Origin of the sequence: Pseudomonas sp. Wu6 (assembly GCF_019891515.1) — a bacterium.
Classification (GTDB): Bacteria; Pseudomonadota; Gammaproteobacteria; order Pseudomonadales; family Pseudomonadaceae; genus Aquipseudomonas; species Aquipseudomonas orientalis_A.
The window spans coordinates 1-19,025 of sequence record NZ_JAFLXH010000021.1; the positions used below are offsets into that span (position 1 = coordinate 1).

Sequence of the window (19,025 nt, forward strand, 5' to 3'; positions counted from 1 at the left end):
CATGTGTTAGGCCTGCCGCCAGCGTTCAATCTGAGCCATGATCAAACTCTTCAGTTCAAACATCTTTGGGTTTTTAAGAAACCCTAAACTTGGCTCAGCAATCGTTGGTTACATCTTTGATTTCTCGCGGAGTAACTTGTGATGCTGATAATCTTGTTGACTATCAGTCTGACCCCACAAGCACCCACACGAATTGCTTGATTCAGTTGTTAAAGAGCGGTTGGTTAAGATCTTTCGTCTCAACCGAGGCGCGCATTCTACAGCAGCCTCATTTGCTGTCAAGTGGTTATTTTCAGAAGTTTTCGAAGAATTCCTCAACAACTTCAACCACTTGCGCTTGCGATCTCTCGTAAGCGGGAGGCGAATTCTACAGAATCCACCAAGGGCGTCAAGCGCCTAAACCAAAAAAATGGAGATTTCCTTCCAGTTCGCCGTCCCTCTATATAGAAGAACAAACCAGACGTATCAAAAAGCGGTAGTTTCCGGCCCCATGAGCTGAATACCTCCCCTCTTTTCGGGAGAGATGATGGCCAGGCAAGGGAGCGAAGGTCTTGTGTATGGCGAACGCCAATAACATGAAGCGCAGAAGATGGTGTCCCAGGGCCGGTTCGAACGGCCAACCTTCCCCTTAGGAGGGGGATGCTCTATCCAATTGAGCTACTGGGACATGTCGCGATCGTCGGGCCAAAGGCTCAGCGACGGACGGCGTGCATGTTAACGGCCACGGTAAAGTTTGTCATGTCATCCGTTGGCTTTTTGATCGTAGGCCAATCCTGCAAGCATATACGTGGTGCCGCACTACATTCGCTCGCCCCGCCCCATCGTGCAGATTGCATCCCAGCAAATTGCCATCATTGCAAATTGCAATGCACCACAACCTCGACTGACCCGCAAGCCATTGTTTATATTGAACTAATAGGTTGGCACGAGAGCTGCAATAGTTCTTCTACTAACCCGATTTGATACAGGCATACGGAGAAGAAATCATGAACAGCGCCCTTTTGCTCGGCCTCAACGCATTGGCACTGGCCGCGCTGGCAACCTTTCACTTCCAGCCTGCCGATTTCCAAGACACTGCTCAGATCAATCAACCCGTCCCCCACCATCTGCAGCAACGTCCACAGTTGGCGGTCATGACTGCCAATGCCCAATCGCCCATTCGCTTGGCCCAAGGCACCCAAGAAGCCCCAGCATCCGAACACTGGGTATTTTGAGAGCGCTACTCATGTCCAAATCCGCATGGTTATTTCTTTGCCTGACGCTTCTCACCGCTCTACTGGGTTTGAGTAACGATATGCGGGAAAGCGCGACCCTCGCATTTATCGCCAGCGCTGTGTTCGGCTGCCTGCTGATCGTGTCGCTCGCCATTGGTCGTCGTATCAAATTCGACCCCGTGCTGCGCTAGCCCTCCCCGCCTCAAACCCTGCCCTACCTTACGTCGCCCCGCGCTAGTAAAACAGCAAACTGCCACTACCCTCGTAGATGAGGGCAAAAGGCCATATTGCTTCTGGCGCGAGCTCTTCAACCCGATGCGGGATAAGGTTTGCGCGAAGATCAGGAATGTCCGATCCGAGCAAAAACTTTTCCAACCAGTCCGCAAAAATGCAAATCAGTGCTGGCATAAAGCCTGTAGGCGGTTCAATATTTGTCACAGAATTGACGCCAAGGAAATGTCAAATCTGAGGCATGATGCGGCCTCTTTGCAATTCGGGTTGAACTTTGGTCGTGAGCCTTGTCTTAACACACATCCTTGCGGCCAATTCCAGAAACCGCTCCCCTGAACTAACCGGTTAAATATATGCGCCCATTGAAACAGGCAATTTATTCCAGCCGTACGGCTGACAAGTTCGTCGTACGTCTGCCAGACGGAATGCGGGAACGCATTGCCGATGTGGCCCGCAATCATCATCGCAGCATGAACTCGGAAATCATCGCTCGCCTGGAACAGAGCCTTATTCAGGAAGGTGCTTTGGGTGAAGAGCTAAGCATGCGCCTGGACAGTCCGGAGCTGTCACTGCACGAACGCGAACTGCTGCAGCGTTTTCGTCAGCTTTCCCACCGCCAGCAAAATGCTCTCGTTTCGCTGATCGCGCACGACGTAGAGGCGGCCGCAGAAGCTAATTGATTTACACTTGAAAGCCGAAGCCAGCTATGTGCTGGCTTTTTTTTGTGTGGGATTTGAGCAAGGGAAGCGAGGGCAGAATTGCCCTCGCAGGGAAGGTCAGAGCAGGAAGATGGTGGCCAAGCCCAGGAAGATGAAAAAGCCCCCACTGTCGGTCATGGCCGTAATCATCACGCTGGCCCCCATCGCAGGATCGCGTCCCAAACGCGCCAAGGTCATGGGAATCAGAACCCCCATCAAGGCAGCCAACAATAAATTGAGAGTCATGGCAGCGGTCATCACCACGCCCAACGACCAACTGCCATATAGCAAGTAAGCCACCACCCCTATCACTCCGCCCCATACCAGGCCATTGATAAGGCCCACCGCCAATTCCTTGCGCAACAGACGCGAAGAGTTTGCGGTACTGACCTGATCCAAGGCCATGGCACGTACGATCATGGTGATAGTCTGGTTACCGGAATTGCCGCCGATGCCAGCCACTATCGGCATCAAAGCTGCCAAGGCCACCAACTTTTCGATGGAGCCTTCAAACAGACCGATCACGCGGGACGCGATAAACGCGGTAATCAAATTGACGGCCAGCCACGCCCAGCGGTTATGCAACGAACGCCAGACTGACGCAAAAATGTCTTCCTCTTCACGCAAACCTGCCATGTTGAGGACTTCGGTTTCACTCTCTTCGCGAATCAAGTCGACGATTTCATCGATTGTCAGACGGCCGATCAGCTTGCCGTTCTTGTCGACCACCGGAGCCGAGATCAAGTCGTAACGCTCAAACGCCTGGGCCGCGTCGTAGGCATCTTCATCCGGATGAAAGCTCACGGTATCGCTGGCCATCAGGTCAGCAACCCTCTTCTCCGGATCATTTACCAGCAGGCGCTTGATGGGCAATACGCCCTTGAGGATGCCTTCGTAGTCGACCACAAACAGCTTGTCGGTGTGGCCAGGCAGCTCTTTGAGACGACGCAGGTAGCGCAACACCACTTCCAGGCTGACATCCTCGCGGATGGTGACCATCTCGAAGTCCATCAGCGCGCCGACCTGGTCTTCATCATAAGACAGTGCCGAACGCACACGCTCACGCTGCTGAGTGTCCAATGCCTCCATCAGCTCATGAACGACATCACGCGGCAATTCAGGCGCCAGGTCGGCCAGTTCGTCCGCGTCCATCTCCTTGGCCGCGGCCAGGAGCTCATGATCGTCCATGTCGGCAATCAGGGTTTCGCGAACCGAATCGGATACTTCGAGGAGAATGTCGCCGTCGCGATCAGCCTTGACCAGTTGCCAGAGCGTCAGCCGATCATCCAACGGCAAGGCTTCGAGGATGTAAGCGACGTCGGCGGAGTGCAGGTCATCCAGCTTACGTTGCAACTCGACAAGATTTTGCCGGTGAACCAGGTTTTCGACGCGGTCATGGTGCGGACCTTCCTGGCGGTGCGTGAGGTCTTCGACCACGCGCTGGCGCTGCAGCAGCTCGATAACTTGAGCCAGACGATCCTGCAGGCTTTCTTGTGTTTTCTTTACTTCTACTTCGGTCATAGGCGAACTCCACTCCCAGCAGCGGAGCGCGCCGGAAGGATCAATCAGTCAATTCATGATTGGTAAAGCGGGGTACTGAGTAACTACTGGGTAAGTCCATGGAGGCAGTCCATAAGCCCCGGCGGGGCTGACCGGCGCATGATACACCGACCAACCGCTTTTAACGTCAAAAAACTGGAAAGAACAAGCGCTTGCAAGCCAAAGTTGAGTATTGGCTGCATCCATGAACTGCGACGACACAGCCGGAAGGGAAAACACACGGAAAATCGAAAAAGGCCTGCGCCAGGATAAAACCTACACAAACCCCAGACGGCAAAAAGCCCGCACTAGGCGGGCTTTTTGTTTGTATGGTGCACTCGACAGGATTCGAACCTGTGACCGCTCGGTTCGTAGCCGAGTACTCTATCCAGCTGAGCTACGAGTGCAGATTGTGCTTTTTAGACCAGATCACAACTGGTTGGAGCCAAGTCACCTGCATTACTGCAACCAACTCTTAAATGGTGCACTCGACAGGATTCGAACCTGTGACCGCTCGGTTCGTAGCCGAGTACTCTATCCAGCTGAGCTACGAGTGCATTTGTTGCCGCGCATTATAGGCCGTTCAATCTCTATGTAAAGCTATTTTTTCGAGTATTTTCAACAACTTACCGAAAAAACCAGATTGCAACGTACTAAGCAAATAATGGCGGAGAACGGGGGATTCGAACCCCCGACACCCTTTTGAGGTGTACTCCCTTAGCAGGGGAGCGCCTTCGGCCACTCGGCCAGCTCTCCGCAACACGGGGCGTATATTAACCACGTTCCTCCCCGTTTGCAAACATAAAAAACGATAAAAATTAAAGGCTTGGTTCTTCGTCCTTCTCTTTCTTGATCCGCAGGTAGATTTCCTCGCGATGGACCGCTACCTCTTTCGGAGCGTTAACCCCGATACGCACTTGATTGCCTTTGACGCCGAGCACGGTCACGGTGATTTCGCCATCACCGATAATCAGGCTTTCTGCGCAACGACGAGTCAGAATCAACATACCTTTCACCTCACGCAATTCATTTCAGGAACAACAGTCTGCAAAAAAAAGGCATTGGACCTACAACCAGACGGCCATAGCCCTACCGCCTAAGTATTGTCGAGCCCACGCAAAAGAACATGCGCTCAACAAAAAAATGAAAGGCGCGGTAAGCCGCGCCTTTCTGGCATCGCATCACTCGCCCTGTCGGGCCGGAGCGTCCAGCTCAAAAGCGGTATGCAGCGCGCGCACAGCCAGCTCCAGGTACTTCTCCTCGATCACCACCGAGACTTTGATCTCCGATGTAGAGATCATCTGGATGTTGATGCTTTCCTTGGCCAGCGCCTCGAACATGCGGCTGGCAACACCGGCGTGGGAGCGCATGCCCACGCCCACGATCGATACCTTGGCGATCTTGGTATCACCGATCACTTCACGGGCGCCGATCTCCTTCGCCGTGTTCTGCAGGATACGCTCGGCCGCATCGTACTCGTTGCGGTGCACGGTGAAGGTGAAATCGGTGGTGTTATCGTGCGAAACGTTCTGCACGATCATGTCGACTTCGATATTCGCACCGCTGATAGGGCCGAGGATCTTGAAGGCCACACCTGGAGTGTCTGGCACGCCACGGATCGTCAGCTTGGCTTCGTCGCGGTTGAAAGCGATGCCGGAAATGATCGGCTGTTCCATGGATTCCTCTTCATCAATAGTAATGAGGGTGCCCGGACCCTCCTTGAAGCTGTGCAGTACGCGCAGCGGAACGTTGTACTTGCCGGCGAACTCCACCGCACGGATCTGCAACACCTTGGAACCAAGGCTGGCCATTTCCAGCATCTCTTCAAAGGTGATCTTGTCCAGGCGCTGGGCCACGGACACAACGCGCGGATCAGTGGTGTAGACGCCATCCACATCGGTATAGATCTGGCATTCGTCGGCCTTGAGAGCCGCTGCCAGCGCCACACCCGTGGTATCCGAACCGCCACGCCCGAGAGTGGTGATATTGCCCTGCTCGTCCACCCCCTGGAAACCGGCTACAACCACCACGCGTCCAGCCTTCAGATCGGCACGAATCTTCTGATCGTCGATCTGCAGGATGCGCGCCTTGGTATGCGCGCTGTCGGTAAGAATGCGCACCTGGCTACCAGTGTAGGACACCGCCGGCACACCGCGCTTGTTCAACGCCATGGCCAGCAACGCAATAGTCACCTGCTCACCGGTGGACACAATGACATCCAGCTCACGCGGCAGCGGCTGTTGATCACCGCTGATGGCCTTGGCCAGGTCGATCAGGCGATTGGTCTCGCCGCTCATGGCCGACAGCACGACCACCAGGTCGTCGCCGGCATCACGGAACTTCTTAACCTTGTCGGCGACCTGCTCGATTCTTTCGACAGAACCGACCGAGGTGCCTCCGAATTTCTGTACGATCAAAGCCATTTCTAAGCCGCCTCAGCCCGTAAAGGGGCGCCCAATAAACGAATCTTCCAGCAACCGAGCGAGCCCACGACTAAACCATGAGCTCATTAACAGCGCCTTAAATACCTGCCTCGACAAACGGCACGGCCAAGGCCAGGGCCGCGTCCAGGGCGCCGGCATCCACACCACCGCCTTGCGCCATGTCCGGACGACCTCCGCCCTTGCCGCCCACTGCCGCAGCAGCTTGCTTCATCAAATCACCGGCTTTGAGTTGGCCAGTCAGGTCCTTGGTTACACCGGCAACCAGAACGACCTTATCCTCATGGACACTGCCGAGCAGGATCACTGCGCGGCCGAGCTTGTTCTTCAACTGATCGACCAAGGCCAGCAACGCCTTGCCGTCCTGACCGTCCAGGCGCGCCGCCAGGACTTTTACGTCCTTGACGTCAACCGCCGAGGCCGACAGATCGTCGCCCGCGGCACTGGCTGCCTTGGCCTGCAACTGCTCCAGCTGTTTCTCCAGCGCGCGGTTGCGCTCAAGCACGGCGGACAGCTTGTCGATCAGATTGTCGCGGCTGCCCTTGACCAGGCCGGCCGCTTCCTTGAGTTGTTCTTCGGCGGCATTGAGGTAGGCCAGCGCCGCGGCGCCGGTCACCGCCTCGATACGGCGCACACCCGAGGCCACGCCGCCTTCGCTGATGATTTTCAACAGGCCGATGTCACCGGTGCGATTGGCGTGGATACCGCCACACAGTTCCACCGAGAAGCTGCCGCCCATGCTCAGTACGCGCACTTGGTCGCCGTATTTCTCGCCGAACAGCGCCATGGCGCCTTTGTTCCTGGCGGTCTCGATATCCGTTTCCTCGGTTTCAACCGGGCTGTTCCTGCGAATTTCCGCGTTGACGATATCTTCCAGCGCCTTGATCTGCTCAGGCTTGATCGCTTCGAAATGGCTGAAATCGAAACGCAGGCGCTGGCTATCGACCAACGAACCCTTCTGCTGGACATGCTCACCGAGCACCTGGCGCAACGCAGCGTGCAGCAAGTGAGTGGCCGAATGGTTCAGCGCGGTTGCATGCCGTACATCGGCATCGACCTGAGTATCGACCGGCGCACCCACGACCAGGTTGCCCAGCACCAACACACCATGGTGCAGGAACGCACCACCGGTCTTGGTGGTGTCGCGCACCTCGAAACGACCGGACGTCGAACCGAGGAAACCACAGTCACCGATCTGACCACCCGACTCAGCGTAGAACGGCGTCTGGTCCAGGACCACGACCGCTTCATCGCCCTCGTTCAGCACATCGACTGACTTGCCGTCTTTATAAATGGCAACGATTTTGGCGGAGCCGGCGGTTGCCTTGTAGCCGATGAACTCGGTGGGCACGTCAACCTTGACCAAGGTGTTGTAGTCCAGGCCAAACGAGCTGGCCGAACGCGCACGCACGCGCTGGGCTTGCATCTCACGCTCGAAACCGGCCTCATCGATGGTCAGCTCGCGCTCACGGGCGATGTCGGCGGTCAGGTCCATCGGGAAACCGTAGGTGTCATAAAGCTTGAACACCACGTCGCCCGGCACCACCGTACCCTTGAGCTCAGCCAGGTCCTGCTCGAGGATTTTCAGGCCATGCTCCAGGGTCTTGGAGAACTGCTCTTCTTCAGCCTTGAGCACCCGCTCGATGTTGGCTTGTTGCTGCTTGAGTTCCGGGAAAGCGTCGCCCATCTCGGCCACCAGCGCAGCCACGATCTTGTAGAAGAAGCTGCCGGTCGCACCCAGTTTGTTACCGTGACGGCAGGCGCGACGGATAATGCGGCGCAGCACATAGCCCCGGCCTTCGTTGGACGGCAACACGCCATCGGCAATCAGGAAACCGCAGGAACGGATGTGGTCCGAGACCACCTTGAGCGAAGACTGGCTCTCATTGGCGCAGCCAATGGCCGCAGCCGAGGCACTCAACAGGTTGGTAAACAGGTCGATTTCATAGTTGGAGTGAACGTGCTGCATGACCGCACTGATGCGCTCCAGCCCCATGCCGGTGTCCACCGACGGTGCCGGCAACGGATGCAACACGCCATCGGCGGTGCGGTTGAACTGCATGAACACGTTGTTCCAGATTTCGATATAGCGGTCGCCATCTTCATCCGGCGAACCCGGCGGGCCACCCCAGATGTCGGCGCCGTGATCGTAGAAAATCTCGGTGCAGGGGCCGCACGGGCCGGTATCGCCCATGGTCCAGAAGTTATCGGACGCGTAAGGCGCGCCCTTGTTGTCACCGATGCGGATCATGCGTTCGGCGGGCACGCCGATTTGCTGGGTCCAGATGTCATACGCTTCGTCATCCGTCGCGTAGACGGTGACCCAGAGCTTTTCCTTGGGCAGCTTCAGCACGCCGGTCAGGAAGGTCCAGGCAAAGGTGATCGCGTCTTTCTTGAAATAATCGCCAAAGCTGAAGTTACCCAGCATTTCGAAGAAGGTGTGGTGGCGCGCGGTGTAACCGACGTTTTCCAGATCGCTGTTCTTGCCGCCGGCGCGTACGCACTTCTGACTGCTGGTGGCGCGGGTGTAGGCGCGCTTTTCCTGGCCCAGGAAGCAGTCCTTGAACTGGTTCATCCCCGCGTTAGTGAACAGCAGGGTTGGGTCATTGCCTGGGATCAAGGAGCTTGAGGCTACACGGGTGTGGCCTTGCTCTTCGAAGAAGCGAAGGAAGGCTTCACGGATTTCTGCGCTTTTCATTAGGTTCTTCCACGGAGGCTGCGGCCAAAGGCCAGTGCGCAACATCATCAGACGAAGCGACGGCAAAGGGCCGCATTATATCGGCCCTTTGCCGGTGGTACAGCGTGTTTATGTGATAGAAACAGTCAATTAGACGGCCTGCACTGTCATTTCCGCGAAAATGCGACGAATGTCTGCACGACTTGCTCGATCTGGGCCCGGCTGACATCCAGATGCGTGACCATGCGCAGACGCGGCGCGGCGCTCAACTTGATCCCGTGCTCGGCGGCAAAGCCTTTCAGGGCCTGCGCCCGATCGCCCATCTGCACATAGACCATGTTGGTCTGTACCGGCTCGACCGTATAACCGGCCTGGCGCAACGCATCCCCCAGCCACTGCGCATTGGCGTGGTCATCGGCCAAACGCTGCACCTGGTGATCCAGGGCATACAGGCCCGCCGCCGCCAGGGAACCGGCCTGGCGCATGCCGCCGCCGACCATCTTGCGCAGGCGCCGCGCCTTGGCGATCAACGCGGTGGAACCGCACAGCACCGAGCCGACCGGTGCGCCGAGCCCCTTGGACAGGCACACCGACACCGAATCGAAATGCCGGGCAATCTCTCGTGCCTCCACGCCCAATTTGACCGCTGCGTTGTAAAGCCGCGCGCCATCCAAGTGTAAAGCCAGGCCGTGTTCACGGGTAAACGCACGCGCCCGGGCCAGATATTCCAGCGGCAGCACCTTGCCCTGCATGGTGTTTTCCAACGCCAGCAAGCGCGTACGGGCGAAGTGGAAGTCGTCGGGTTTGATCGCGTCGAGCACGTGATCCAGGTCGAGGGAACCGTCGGCCTGCACTTCCAGCGGCTGCGGCTGGATCGAACCGAGCACGGCCGCCCCGCCGCCTTCGTATTTGTAGGTATGGGCCTGTTGTCCGACGATATATTCTTCGCCGCGCTCACAATGAGCCATCAACGCCAGCAGGTTGCTCATGGTGCCGGTGGGCACGAACAGCGCAGCGTCGAACCCCAGGCGCCTGGCCAGTTCAGCCTCCAGTCGGTTGACGCTGGGGTCTTCGCCGTAGACGTCATCACCGCTGACGGCGCTGGCCATCGCATCGAGCATACCGGGGGTGGGTTGAGTCACGGTGTCGCTGCGCAGGTCGATCACGGTCATGAAGGGGGCCTCTAACGGAATGGATAAGTCCTTTTGTGAGTGATTACTGCGGGCAAAGCCACGCAATATCAAGTCCCCGCTGCACTCAATCGAATACCCACCAAACAAACCGATATAGCTTATCGATACGGCAACCGTGCAGTTTTTGAAAAACCATGTTAAAAACTCTGCGCCGTCAGGGTTCTGGCGGCAACGTTCTCAGGGCGGGGTGTAATTCCCCACCGGCGGTAATTGCGCGCAATGTGCATAGCCCGCGAGCGCTTGGCGCCTCGAACTGCTCAGGCAGGACGGCGACAAGGTCAGCAGACCCGGTGTGATCCCGGGGCCGACGGTCATAGTCCGGATGAAGAGAGAACGGGATTGGCACCTAAGGGCCGCGCGCCTGTTCGCGCACGCGTACCCTTAAATCCCATTCGATTCATAACGCCCTGTTTTTTTCTTAAACAGGAGTCAGAACATGCAACCCACCGCAATCGACAGCAAAAGCAAAAACCATCACGGCGAGCGTGTCGCGTTTATCCAGGCCTGCTGGCACAAGGATATTGTCGACCAGTCGCGCAAAGGCTTCCTCGCCGAAATGATCGCCCAGGGCTACCAGGAATCGGACATCGATTTCTTCGAAGTCGGCGGCGCCTTTGAAATGCCCCTGCACGCCAAGCTGCTGGCCAAGACCGGCCGTTACGCCGGTATCGTCGCCGCCGCGCTGGTGGTGGACGGCGGCATTTATCGTCACGAATTCGTCGCCCAATCGGTGGTCAGCGGCCTGATGCAGGTGCAGTTGGAAACCGAAGTGCCGGTATTTTCGGTATCCCTGACTCCCCACCATTTCCACGGGGGCAGCGAACACACCACCTTCTTCTACGAGCATTTCGTGCACAAGGGCCAGGAAGCTGCGCGTACGTGTGCCGACACCCTGCACAAGGTGCGGGCGATCCGTCGTAGCGAGCCGCGTGCTGTAGCGGTCTAAGCAACACCGCAAAACGAGTGTGGGAGGGGGCTTGCCCCCGATGGCGGTGTGTCAGTCAGCTCATCTGTAGCTGAAACACCGCTATCGGGGGCAAGCCCCCTCCCACATTTGAAGCCAGTCAGGCCTGAGATCTATGCAAGGCCAGCTTCTGTGGTCGGCACGATGAGAATTCCCGCGCGCAAACCATTCTTCACCTTCGGGTTGGGGAAGATGATGCGTGCGCCCTCCTCCTCGATCACCCAGCGGGTCTGGGCCACATCTTCGGCCAGCAGATACCCCTTTTCCAATTCCGAAAAGTTTTCCACGTCCGCCGGCAAATGCAGCAGGAACGCGTCGCTGTGCTTGATGATTTCCCGTGCGACGGCGAACAGCTTCAAGCCGTCGAGGTCGCCTGTCTCAGGCTCGGTGCCTTCGATGATGTGCTTGAGGCGCGTCTCCAGCCTGGACACATCCACGCTCTGGTTCTGGCCGAAAGGACGGGCCTTGCCCAGCTCCAGGGTGAAGGCCTCGGCGTCGAGTCGTTCGTAGGTGAACGCCGTGAAGGTGATAGAGGCTTTGTTCTGCAGCAGCACCGCCTCCATTCCGGCGGCGCGCAGGCGCTCCAGCTCACGGCGCGAATGCTGGCGCCCTTCTTTCCACGGGTACAGCGCAAATTGCTCGATCTTCGAGCCGCGAATCGCGGTGTGCAGGTCGTAATGCAGGCGCGAACGGCCCGGCTGGCTGAAAAAGCTGCGGGCCAACTGTTCAAGTTCGGCGGCGCGCATGGCTTCGGGACCAATGTTGCTTTCATGCCGGCCGTTGAACAGCCGGTTGATGTCCAGTTCAAGGTAACGCTCGCCGCGACGCATGGCCTCGGGGTTGCCGAACAGGAACAGAATACGGGTGCGGGGCTTGATCTCCCCACGGGCGATGCCATGCAACAGGCGGTCGAGCAGTTCGATCGGCGCGGTTTCGTTGCCATGGATGCCGGACGACAGCAGCAGGTCGCCGCCATTGTCCCGGGCTTCAGGCGGGCGCACTTCAAGCGCGCCCTCACTGAGCCAGCGCATTTGCACGCCGTCGACAGTCAGTTGAATTTTTTGCGCCGGTTCGCGACCGGCGAGGGTCAGTTCAAGCAGTTTGCCGAGGGCGAGCATAAGCAGCTTCCTTAGTGGTTGCAGCCTGGGCCGTGGACGTGATCGTCGTCACCTTCGACGTCGGCCGGTTCCATTTCCAGTTCCAGGCTCATCAGGTTGGTCGCCAGCGGGCGCATCAGCAGGTTGGCGTACTCGGCGTCGCCCTCTTCCACATCCACACCGATCAGCAGTTGGCCACGGCCGTCATGCTGGATCCAGATCTCCTTGCCCTGCCAGACCACGGCAACGCGGGTGCAGGAGGTTTCCAGCTGGGTGCCGTCGGTGTCTTCAAGGATCAGCTTCAGGGTGTCGGTCATAAATAAAATATCTCAGCCGTAGGGCGTTAATTGATCTGGAAAGGATAAACCGAGCCCAGTTTAAGGATTTGCGTCAGTTCATCCAGTGCCGTCCGGCACTCAAGCAGCAGTTGCGGGTCAGCCAGGTCGGTTTCGCGCAGGCTGTCGCGGTAGTGCCTGTTGACCCATTGGGTCAGGGTGTCGTAGAGCGGCGCGGTCATGATAACGCCTGGATTCACCGCCGCCAGTTCGGTTTCGTTCAACGCCACACGCAAACGCAGGCACGCCGGGCCGCCGCCGTTCTGCATGCTTTGCTTGAGGTCGAACACCTTCACTTCGCGGATCAAGCCGCCGCTGGCCGTGAGGTGTTGCAGGTACGCCCAGACGCGCGGGTTGGCGCGGCATTCTTCCGGCACGATCAGCAGCATCGCGCCATCGGGACGTGTCAGCAGCTGGCTGTTGAACAAGTAGGAGCGCACCGCATCTTCGACGCTGACCTGGGAACGCGGCACACACACGGACTGGAAGTTGCCGCCCCGCTTGCCCAACTTGCCCTGCAGTTCGGCGAGCACCTGTTCGGTGTTGAGGAACGCGTCCTCGTGGTAGAACAGCACCTCGCCGTTGCCGACCGCGATCACGTCGTTGTGGAACACACCGGCATCGATCACCGCCGGGTTCTGCTGGGCGTAGACCACGCCGTCATCCTTCAGGCCGTGCAGACGTGCAACCGCCTGGGACGCCTCGAGGGTCTGGCGCGCCGGATATTTTTGCGGGGCCGGGTAGCGAGCATCGAACGCACTGCGGCCAAACACGAAGAACTCGACGCCGGCCTCACCGTATTCACGGCAAAAGCGCGTGTGATTGGCCGCGCCCTCATCGCCAAACTGTGCCACCGCCGGCAATGCCGCGTGGTGGGCGAAGTGCTTCTGGTCGGCGAACATCGCCCCCAGCACGCGGCTGGTGGTCGGGTGTTCGATGCTGCGGTGGTATTTGCAGTTGAGGTTGGCAGCGGTGAAATGCACGCGGCCATCCGCCGTGTCGGCACTGGGACTGACCGTGGCGGCGTTGGCCACCCACATGCTCGACGCCGAGCAGCTCGCCACCAACAACGGCATGGCGTGCCTGGCCGCCTGCTCGATGACCTGAGCGTCGGTGCCGCTGAAACCGAGGTTGCGCAGAGCGGCCACATCCGGGCGCTCCTGGGGCGCGAGTACGCCTTGCACAAAGCCCATGTCCATCAGCGCTTTCATTTTTTGCAGCCCCTGCAACGCCGCTTCCCTGGGGTTGGAATGCTGCTGGCTGTTGCTCTGGGACGCGACGTTGCCGAAGGACAAGCCGCCGTAGTTATGGGTCGGCCCCACTAGACCGTCAAAATTGACTTCATAGGATTTCATCGGCGAGGCTCCACGAACATCTGTTCTTATAGGCAATCTTCAACACACCACAGATTCAGTGTGGGAGGGGGCTTGCCCCCTCCCACATTCAAATAAGCGTAATGCCAGGTGTTAGCGTGGCGGGCACCGCCAACGTTGGGGTCTCCAGCGACGCCACCGGGTACGCGCAATAATCGGCCGCGTAATACGCACTGGCGCGATGGTTACCCGAGGCCCCGACCCCGCCAAACGGCGCGGTGCTGGCGGCGCCGGTCAGCTGTTTGTTCCAGTTGACGATACCGGCGCGGCTTTCCAGCCAGAACTGCTGGTAACGCGCCTCGGAATCCGACAGCAGGCCTGCGGCCAGGCCGTACTGGGTGTCGTTGGCCTCGGCAATCGCCGCAGCAAAATCCGCGTAGCGAATCACCTGCAACAGCGGGCCGAACAGTTCTTCGTCTTCGCGCTCGGTCACTGAGGTCACGTCGATGATGCCCGGGGTCAGCAAGGCGGCCTGGTCCCGGGGTTGGGTCATTTCCAGCAGCGCCACAGCGCCATTGGCCAACATCAGTTCCTGGGCGTCCATCAAGGCTTTGGCGGCAGCCAGGGAAATCACCGAGCCCATGAATGGCGGCGGTTGCTGGTCGAACGCGCCCACTTCAATGGCGGCGCTGACCGCTACCAGACGTGCCAGCAACGCATCGCCCCAGGCGCCTTCAGGCACCAGCAGGCGACGAGCGCAGGTGCAGCGCTGGCCGGCGGAGATAAACGCCGACTGGATGATGGTGTACACCGCCGCATCCACGTCGGCCACTTCGTCTACCACCAGCGGGTTGTTGCCACCCATTTCCAGGGCCAGGATCTTGTCCGGACGCCCGGAGAACTGCTGGTGCAGGTGGTTGCCGGTTCGGCTGGAACCGGTGAAGAACAGACCGTCGATGCCTGGGTTGGCCGCCAGCGCGATACCGGTTTCCCGCGCGCCTTGCAGCAGGTTCAATACACCCGCCGGTAAACCCGCTTCGATCCAGCACTGCACGGTCAGCTCGGCAACTTTGGGCGTCAGCTCGCTCGGTTTGAACAGCACGGTGTTACCCGCCAGCAGCGCCGGGACAATATGCCCGTTCGGCAAGTGACCGGGAAAGTTGTAGGGGCCGAACACCGCCACCACACCGTGAGGCTTGTGGCGCAGCACAGCGGTGGCGTCGCCCAGGGCGCCGCTCTTCTCGCCGGTACGCTCGCGATAACTTTGCACCGAGATGGCGATCTTGTTGGCCATGCTGGTGACTTCAGTCGCCGATTCCCACAGCGGCTTGCCAGTTTCCTCACCAATGCAGCGGGCGATTTCATCAGCGCGGCTTTTCAGCGTGGCGGCGAAGGTTTCGAGCACACCGATGCGCTCTTCCAACGACTGCCGAGCCCAGCCTGGAAATGCCTGACGCGCAGCCTGCACGGCGGACTCGACCTGTTCGGCCGTCGCGCCATTGCCGCTCCACAGCACTTGCTGGGTAACCGGGTTACGCGACTCAAACAGTTCACCCTGGCCAGCCAGCCAGCTACCTGCGATGTACAACGAATTCATTATTTCGACTCCCGAGCAGCAGACAACGCAACAGCACGCACTTGATCACCGACCACCAATTGCAGGCGCCTGGCGGTCTGGGGATCGACCACCAACGTGCCCGCAGCCAGACGGGCCGGTGCGGCCGTGATGCGGCAGTCTTCGCGTTTGCGGTTATGGATCAGGAACGGCGTGGCGTCGTCCCCCGGCGTGCCGATGGCCAGCACCAGCGCCTGGCTGTCGCGCACCGCACGAATCTTGCTGGTTTCACACTCCACCGCCGGGCCGGCGTCGAAAATATCCACATAGCCCTGGTAGCTGAAGCCTTCGCTCTTGAGCATGCTCAGCGCCGGCTCGGTGTCCGGATGCACCTTGCCGATCACGTTGCGTGCGTCTTCGGAGAGAAAGCAGCTGTACAGCGGAAACTTCGGCATCAGCTCGGCGATAAACGCCTTGTTGCCGACGCCGGTGAGGTAGTCGGCCTGGCTGAACTCCATCTTGAAGAAGTGTCGGCCCAGGCTTTCCCAGAACGGCGAGCGCCCTGCCTCGTTGGACACGCCGCGCATCTCGGCAATGATCTTGTTGCCAAACAATTGCGGGAATTCGGCGATGAACAACAGGCGCGCCTTGGCCAGCATGCGGCCATTGAGGCCGTTGCGGTAATCGGCGTGCAGGAACAACGAGCACAGCTCGGAATTGCCGGTGAGGTCGTTGGCCAGGAACAACGTCGGAATTTCGCGGTAGATATTCAACTCCTGGGAGGCGCTGACCGTCAGGCCGACCCGGAAGTTGTACCAGGGCTCGCGCAGGCCGACGGCGCCGGCAATGGCCGAAATCCCCACTACCCGACCTTCGTCGTTTTCCAGCACGAACAGGTAGTCCGCATCGCCGCGCCCGGCTTCGCCGCGAAAGGTTTTCTCCGCCCAGCCCACGCGATGGGTCAGGCGCTCTTCGTTGGCCGGCAAGGTGGTGAGGCCGGTGCCGGTGCTGCGCGCCAGGTCAATCAGGGCCGGTAAATCGCTGCTGCGTACGGGACGAACGATCATGCTATCTCCTCGAACGGGCCGCTGTGGTCAGCCACCCGCGAAACTCTCTTTTTAAACCGCAACCAGGCGCACACTCGCACCTTCGCCCACACCCAGGGCTTCAGCTGCCTCCAGGTCCAGAATCACTGGCTTGCCCGGCGCGTAGTCCAGCTCCAGCATCACCGCGCGGTAATCCTGCAACTGCGCGTTGCTCACCAGGTACTGGCGACCGACGCCCTTGGCCATCTCGCCGATTTTCACCGGCACCACGCGGCTCTGGGCAATCGAGCGAATCCCCGACACCCGCGCGTGCAGCGTCGGGCCGCCGTCGAAGATGTCGATGTAGTGATCGGTCTCGAAGCCTTCGCGCATCAGGATGTCGAAGGTGATCTGTGCACGCGGGTGCACCTGGCCCATGGCCTCCTGGGCTGCGTCCGGCAGCAGCGGCACGTAGATCGGGTAATGCGGCATCAGCTCGGCGAGGAAGGTACGGCTTTTCAGCCCGCACAGGCGCTCGGCGGCGGCGTAGTTGAGGTCGAAGAAGTTGCGACCGATGGCGTCCCAGAACGGCGAATCGCCGTTTTCGTCGCTGTAGCCAACGATCTCGGTCACCACCGAATCGGCAAAGCGCTCCGGGTGGCTGGCGACGAACAGCAGGCGACCACGGGAATTGAGTTCCGACCACGGCGAACCGACCAATGCAGGCTTCACGTAGAAACTGGTGAGCAGGCTATTGCCGGTCAGGTCGTGGCACTGGGAAAGCACGTGGATCTTGTTGTGGATCTTCAGCTCGCGGGAGGCGTGCACAAAGGTTTCGTTACGAAAACTGTAGAACGGCTCGGAGTAGCCGGCTGAAGCAACGATGGCCGAGCAGCCGGCGAGCTTGCCGGTGTCGGTGTCTTCAAGCACGAAGAAGTAGCTTTCTTCACCGTTGAAACTCACTTCGGCCGCGAAGGACGCTTCACTGGCGGCGATCTTGTCGCTCAGGCGTTCCACATCATCCGGCAAGGAAGTCACACCAATCGGGCTGTCCGCAGCCAGACGCTGTACCTCGCCCAGATCAGCCATTTGCGCGGGGCGCATCACCAGCATGGTGTCACTCCTTAACTCGAAAAACTCATAGGAAAAAATACCGGACACGGGAACTGAGTTCACACAGATCCCATGTGGGAGGGGGCTGGCCCCCGATAGCAGTGTGTCAGTTGATAAATCAGGGGACTGATCCACCGCCATCGGGGGCAAGCCCCTTCCCACATTTGGAAACGGTCCGACCTGCCAAATGTGTTGCTATCAGGCTTGGGTCAACGTCTTCACAGCACGTTCAAAACGGTCCAGGCCTTCCTTGATGTCCGCCTCTTCCACCACCAGGCTTGGCGCAAAGCGCAGCACGTCCGGGCCGGCTTGCAGGATCATCAGGTTCTCTTTCTCGGCGGCGTTGAACACGTCCTTGGCCCTGCCTTTGAATGCATCGCTGAGCACACAACCGATCAGCAAGCCCATGCCGCGCACTTGCGTAAAGATGCCGTATTGCGTGCCGATCTGCTCCAGGCGCGCCTTGAACAGCGCGTGTTTGGCATTCACGCCGGCCAGCACTTCGGGGGTGTTGATCACGTCGATCACGGCTTCCGCCACCGCGCACGCCAGCGGGTTGCCGCCATAGGTGGTGCCGTGGGTGCCGACCACCAGGTGCTTGGCCAGGTCTTCACGGGTGAGCATCGCGGCAATCGGGAAACCGCCGCCCAGGCTCTTGGCGCTGGTGAGGATGTCCGGCGTCACGCCGTAATGCTGGTAGGCGAACAGGTGACCGCTGCGGCCCATGCCGGTTTGCACTTCGTCAAATACCAACAGCGCGTCGTGGGCGTCGCACAGTTCGCGGGCGCCTTGCAGGTAAGCCAGTTCGGCCGGCAATACACCGCCCTCACCCTGGATCGGCTCCAGCACCACGGCGCACGTCTTGTCCGACACAGCGGCCTTCAGTGCAGCCAGGTCGTTGTAAGGCACATGGGTGATGCCAGTGATTTTCGGCCCGAAACCATCGGAGTACTTGGACTGGCCACCGACGTTGACGGTGAACAGCGTACGGCCGTGGAAGCTGTTCAGCGCGGCGATGATCTCGTACTTCTCGCTGCCGAAACGGTCGAACGCGACGCGACGGGCCAGCTTGAAGGCGGCCTCGTTGGCTTCGGCGCCGGAGTTGCAGAAGAACACGCGCTCGGCAAACGTGGCGTCGATCAGCTTATGAGCCAGGCGCAGCGCCGGCTCATTGGTGAACACGTTGGAGACATGCCACAGTTTGTTGGCCTGTTCGGTCAGCGCACCGACCAGCGCCGGATGGGCGTGGCCCAATACGTTGACCGCGATGCCGCCGGCAAAATCGATCAACTCACGACCCGCCTGGTCCCACACGCGCGAACCTGCGCCACGCACGGGAATAAAGGCGGCAGGTGCATAGTTGGGCACCATGACCTGGTCGAAATCGGCACGTTGCACCGGGGCTTGCTCAACGGACATCGGAGTCTCCTGAAGAGGAACGCCTGCCTGGAACTGGCGGGCGATGCAGGGATTGTAAGGACAGTTTTCGGCTGGGCCTTGTCGCCAAGCGACAACTTCTTATAGCGCCAACCCGCGTTTTTCGGGGGTTTACGCCAATGCGACAAATAGCGTCGCAATGGCGCAGTTTAAACGGTGCATCAGGTTTGCGTCAGGATATCCGGTGAAAGGG

Annotated in this window: 16 protein-coding genes, 4 tRNA genes and 1 riboswitch; of the genes, 4 read left to right on the top strand and 16 right to left on the bottom strand. The window is 59.2% G+C overall.

What is annotated here, in order from left to right; all coding sequences use genetic code 11:
- Positions 1-590 precede the first annotated feature (590 nt).
- Positions 591-667, bottom strand: a tRNA-Arg gene (locus J1G34_RS15635).
- A gap of 319 nt (positions 668-986) precedes the next feature.
- Here J1G34_RS15635 and J1G34_RS15640 point away from each other — a divergent pair.
- The 3 genes from J1G34_RS15640 (at position 987) to J1G34_RS15650 (ending at position 2,125) form a co-directional block, all read left to right on the top strand.
- Positions 987-1,214: a hypothetical protein gene (locus tag J1G34_RS15640; RefSeq protein ID WP_065895870.1), complete on the top strand. Its 228-nt coding sequence runs from the start codon at positions 987-989 to the stop codon at positions 1,212-1,214.
- An 11-nt stretch (positions 1,215-1,225) separates the two neighbouring features.
- Entirely contained in the window at positions 1,226-1,405 is a 180-nt protein-coding gene (locus J1G34_RS15645; protein ID WP_065884436.1) for a PA3371 family protein, read from the top strand.
- 393 nt (positions 1,406-1,798) lie between these two features.
- The gene (locus J1G34_RS15650; RefSeq protein WP_065884435.1) at positions 1,799-2,125 is read left to right on the top strand and encodes an Arc family DNA-binding protein; all 327 of its coding nucleotides are present in this window, start codon (positions 1,799-1,801) and stop codon (positions 2,123-2,125) included.
- 96 nt (positions 2,126-2,221) lie between these two features.
- Here the strand turns inward: J1G34_RS15650 and mgtE are convergent, their stop codons facing one another.
- From mgtE to ltaE, 8 genes are all read right to left on the bottom strand, one after another.
- The gene (mgtE, locus tag J1G34_RS15655; RefSeq protein ID WP_065892684.1) at positions 2,222-3,664 is read right to left on the bottom strand and encodes a magnesium transporter; all 1,443 of its coding nucleotides are present in this window, start codon (positions 3,662-3,664) and stop codon (positions 2,222-2,224) included.
- A 348-nt stretch (positions 3,665-4,012) separates the two neighbouring features.
- Positions 4,013-4,089 (bottom strand) — tRNA-Arg (locus tag J1G34_RS15660).
- Between the two features lie 73 nt (positions 4,090-4,162).
- Positions 4,163-4,239: transfer RNA gene (locus J1G34_RS15665), tRNA-Arg, on the bottom strand.
- A 108-nt stretch (positions 4,240-4,347) separates the two neighbouring features.
- Positions 4,348-4,438: transfer RNA gene (locus J1G34_RS15670), tRNA-Ser, on the bottom strand.
- A 62-nt stretch (positions 4,439-4,500) separates the two neighbouring features.
- Entirely contained in the window at positions 4,501-4,689 is a 189-nt protein-coding gene (gene csrA / locus J1G34_RS15675; protein WP_003175645.1) for a carbon storage regulator CsrA, read from the bottom strand.
- A 174-nt stretch (positions 4,690-4,863) separates the two neighbouring features.
- On the bottom strand, positions 4,864-6,105 hold the full coding sequence (locus J1G34_RS15680) for an aspartate kinase (protein WP_057723714.1): 1,242 nt from the start codon (positions 6,103-6,105) through the stop codon (positions 4,864-4,866).
- Between the two features lie 97 nt (positions 6,106-6,202).
- Positions 6,203-8,821, bottom strand: coding sequence for an alanine--tRNA ligase (gene alaS, locus J1G34_RS15685; protein ID WP_065892685.1), 2,619 nt, complete (start codon positions 8,819-8,821; stop codon positions 6,203-6,205).
- A 146-nt stretch (positions 8,822-8,967) separates the two neighbouring features.
- Positions 8,968-9,972 carry a low-specificity L-threonine aldolase gene (gene ltaE / locus J1G34_RS15690; RefSeq protein WP_065892686.1) on the bottom strand — a complete coding sequence of 335 codons (1,005 nt, stop codon included), beginning with the start codon at positions 9,970-9,972 and terminating at the stop codon, positions 8,968-8,970.
- 190 nt (positions 9,973-10,162) lie between these two features.
- Positions 10,163-10,332, top strand: a riboswitch (FMN riboswitch).
- Between the two features lie 97 nt (positions 10,333-10,429).
- On the opposite strand from ltaE, the gene J1G34_RS15695 reads away from it, so the two are divergent.
- The gene (locus tag J1G34_RS15695; protein ID WP_057723717.1) at positions 10,430-10,939 is read left to right on the top strand and encodes a 6,7-dimethyl-8-ribityllumazine synthase; all 510 of its coding nucleotides are present in this window, start codon (positions 10,430-10,432) and stop codon (positions 10,937-10,939) included.
- Between the two features lie 131 nt (positions 10,940-11,070).
- On the opposite strand, the gene astE is transcribed toward J1G34_RS15695, so the two are convergent.
- The 7 genes from astE to J1G34_RS15730 all read right to left on the bottom strand — a co-directional run bounded on the left by astE (position 11,071) and on the right by J1G34_RS15730 (position 18,814).
- Positions 11,071-12,075 (bottom strand): succinylglutamate desuccinylase, encoded by a 1,005-nt coding sequence (astE, locus tag J1G34_RS15700; protein ID WP_065892687.1) that lies wholly within the window; start codon positions 12,073-12,075, stop codon positions 11,071-11,073.
- 11 nt (positions 12,076-12,086) lie between these two features.
- A complete protein-coding gene (locus tag J1G34_RS15705; RefSeq protein WP_222994309.1) occupies positions 12,087-12,371 on the bottom strand; it encodes a topoisomerase II in 285 nt (94 codons plus the stop codon).
- A 26-nt stretch (positions 12,372-12,397) separates the two neighbouring features.
- Entirely contained in the window at positions 12,398-13,744 is a 1,347-nt protein-coding gene (gene astB, locus J1G34_RS15710; RefSeq protein ID WP_222994310.1) for an N-succinylarginine dihydrolase, read from the bottom strand.
- An 88-nt stretch (positions 13,745-13,832) separates the two neighbouring features.
- Complete coding sequence (gene astD / locus J1G34_RS15715; RefSeq protein ID WP_222994330.1) at positions 13,833-15,302, bottom strand: succinylglutamate-semialdehyde dehydrogenase; 1,470 nt, start codon at positions 15,300-15,302, stop codon at positions 13,833-13,835.
- Positions 15,299-16,324, bottom strand: a complete 1,026-nt coding sequence (gene astA / locus J1G34_RS15720; protein WP_065884427.1) for an arginine N-succinyltransferase — start codon at positions 16,322-16,324, stop codon at positions 15,299-15,301. Before astA ends, astD begins: the two co-directional genes overlap by 4 nt.
- A 51-nt stretch (positions 16,325-16,375) precedes the next feature.
- Positions 16,376-17,395, bottom strand: a complete 1,020-nt coding sequence (gene aruF, locus J1G34_RS15725) for an arginine/ornithine succinyltransferase subunit alpha (RefSeq protein WP_065884426.1) — start codon at positions 17,393-17,395, stop codon at positions 16,376-16,378.
- A 198-nt stretch (positions 17,396-17,593) separates the two neighbouring features.
- Positions 17,594-18,814 (bottom strand): aspartate aminotransferase family protein, encoded by a 1,221-nt coding sequence (locus J1G34_RS15730; protein ID WP_122483557.1) that lies wholly within the window; start codon positions 18,812-18,814, stop codon positions 17,594-17,596.
- Positions 18,815-19,025: the final 211 nt, after the last annotated feature.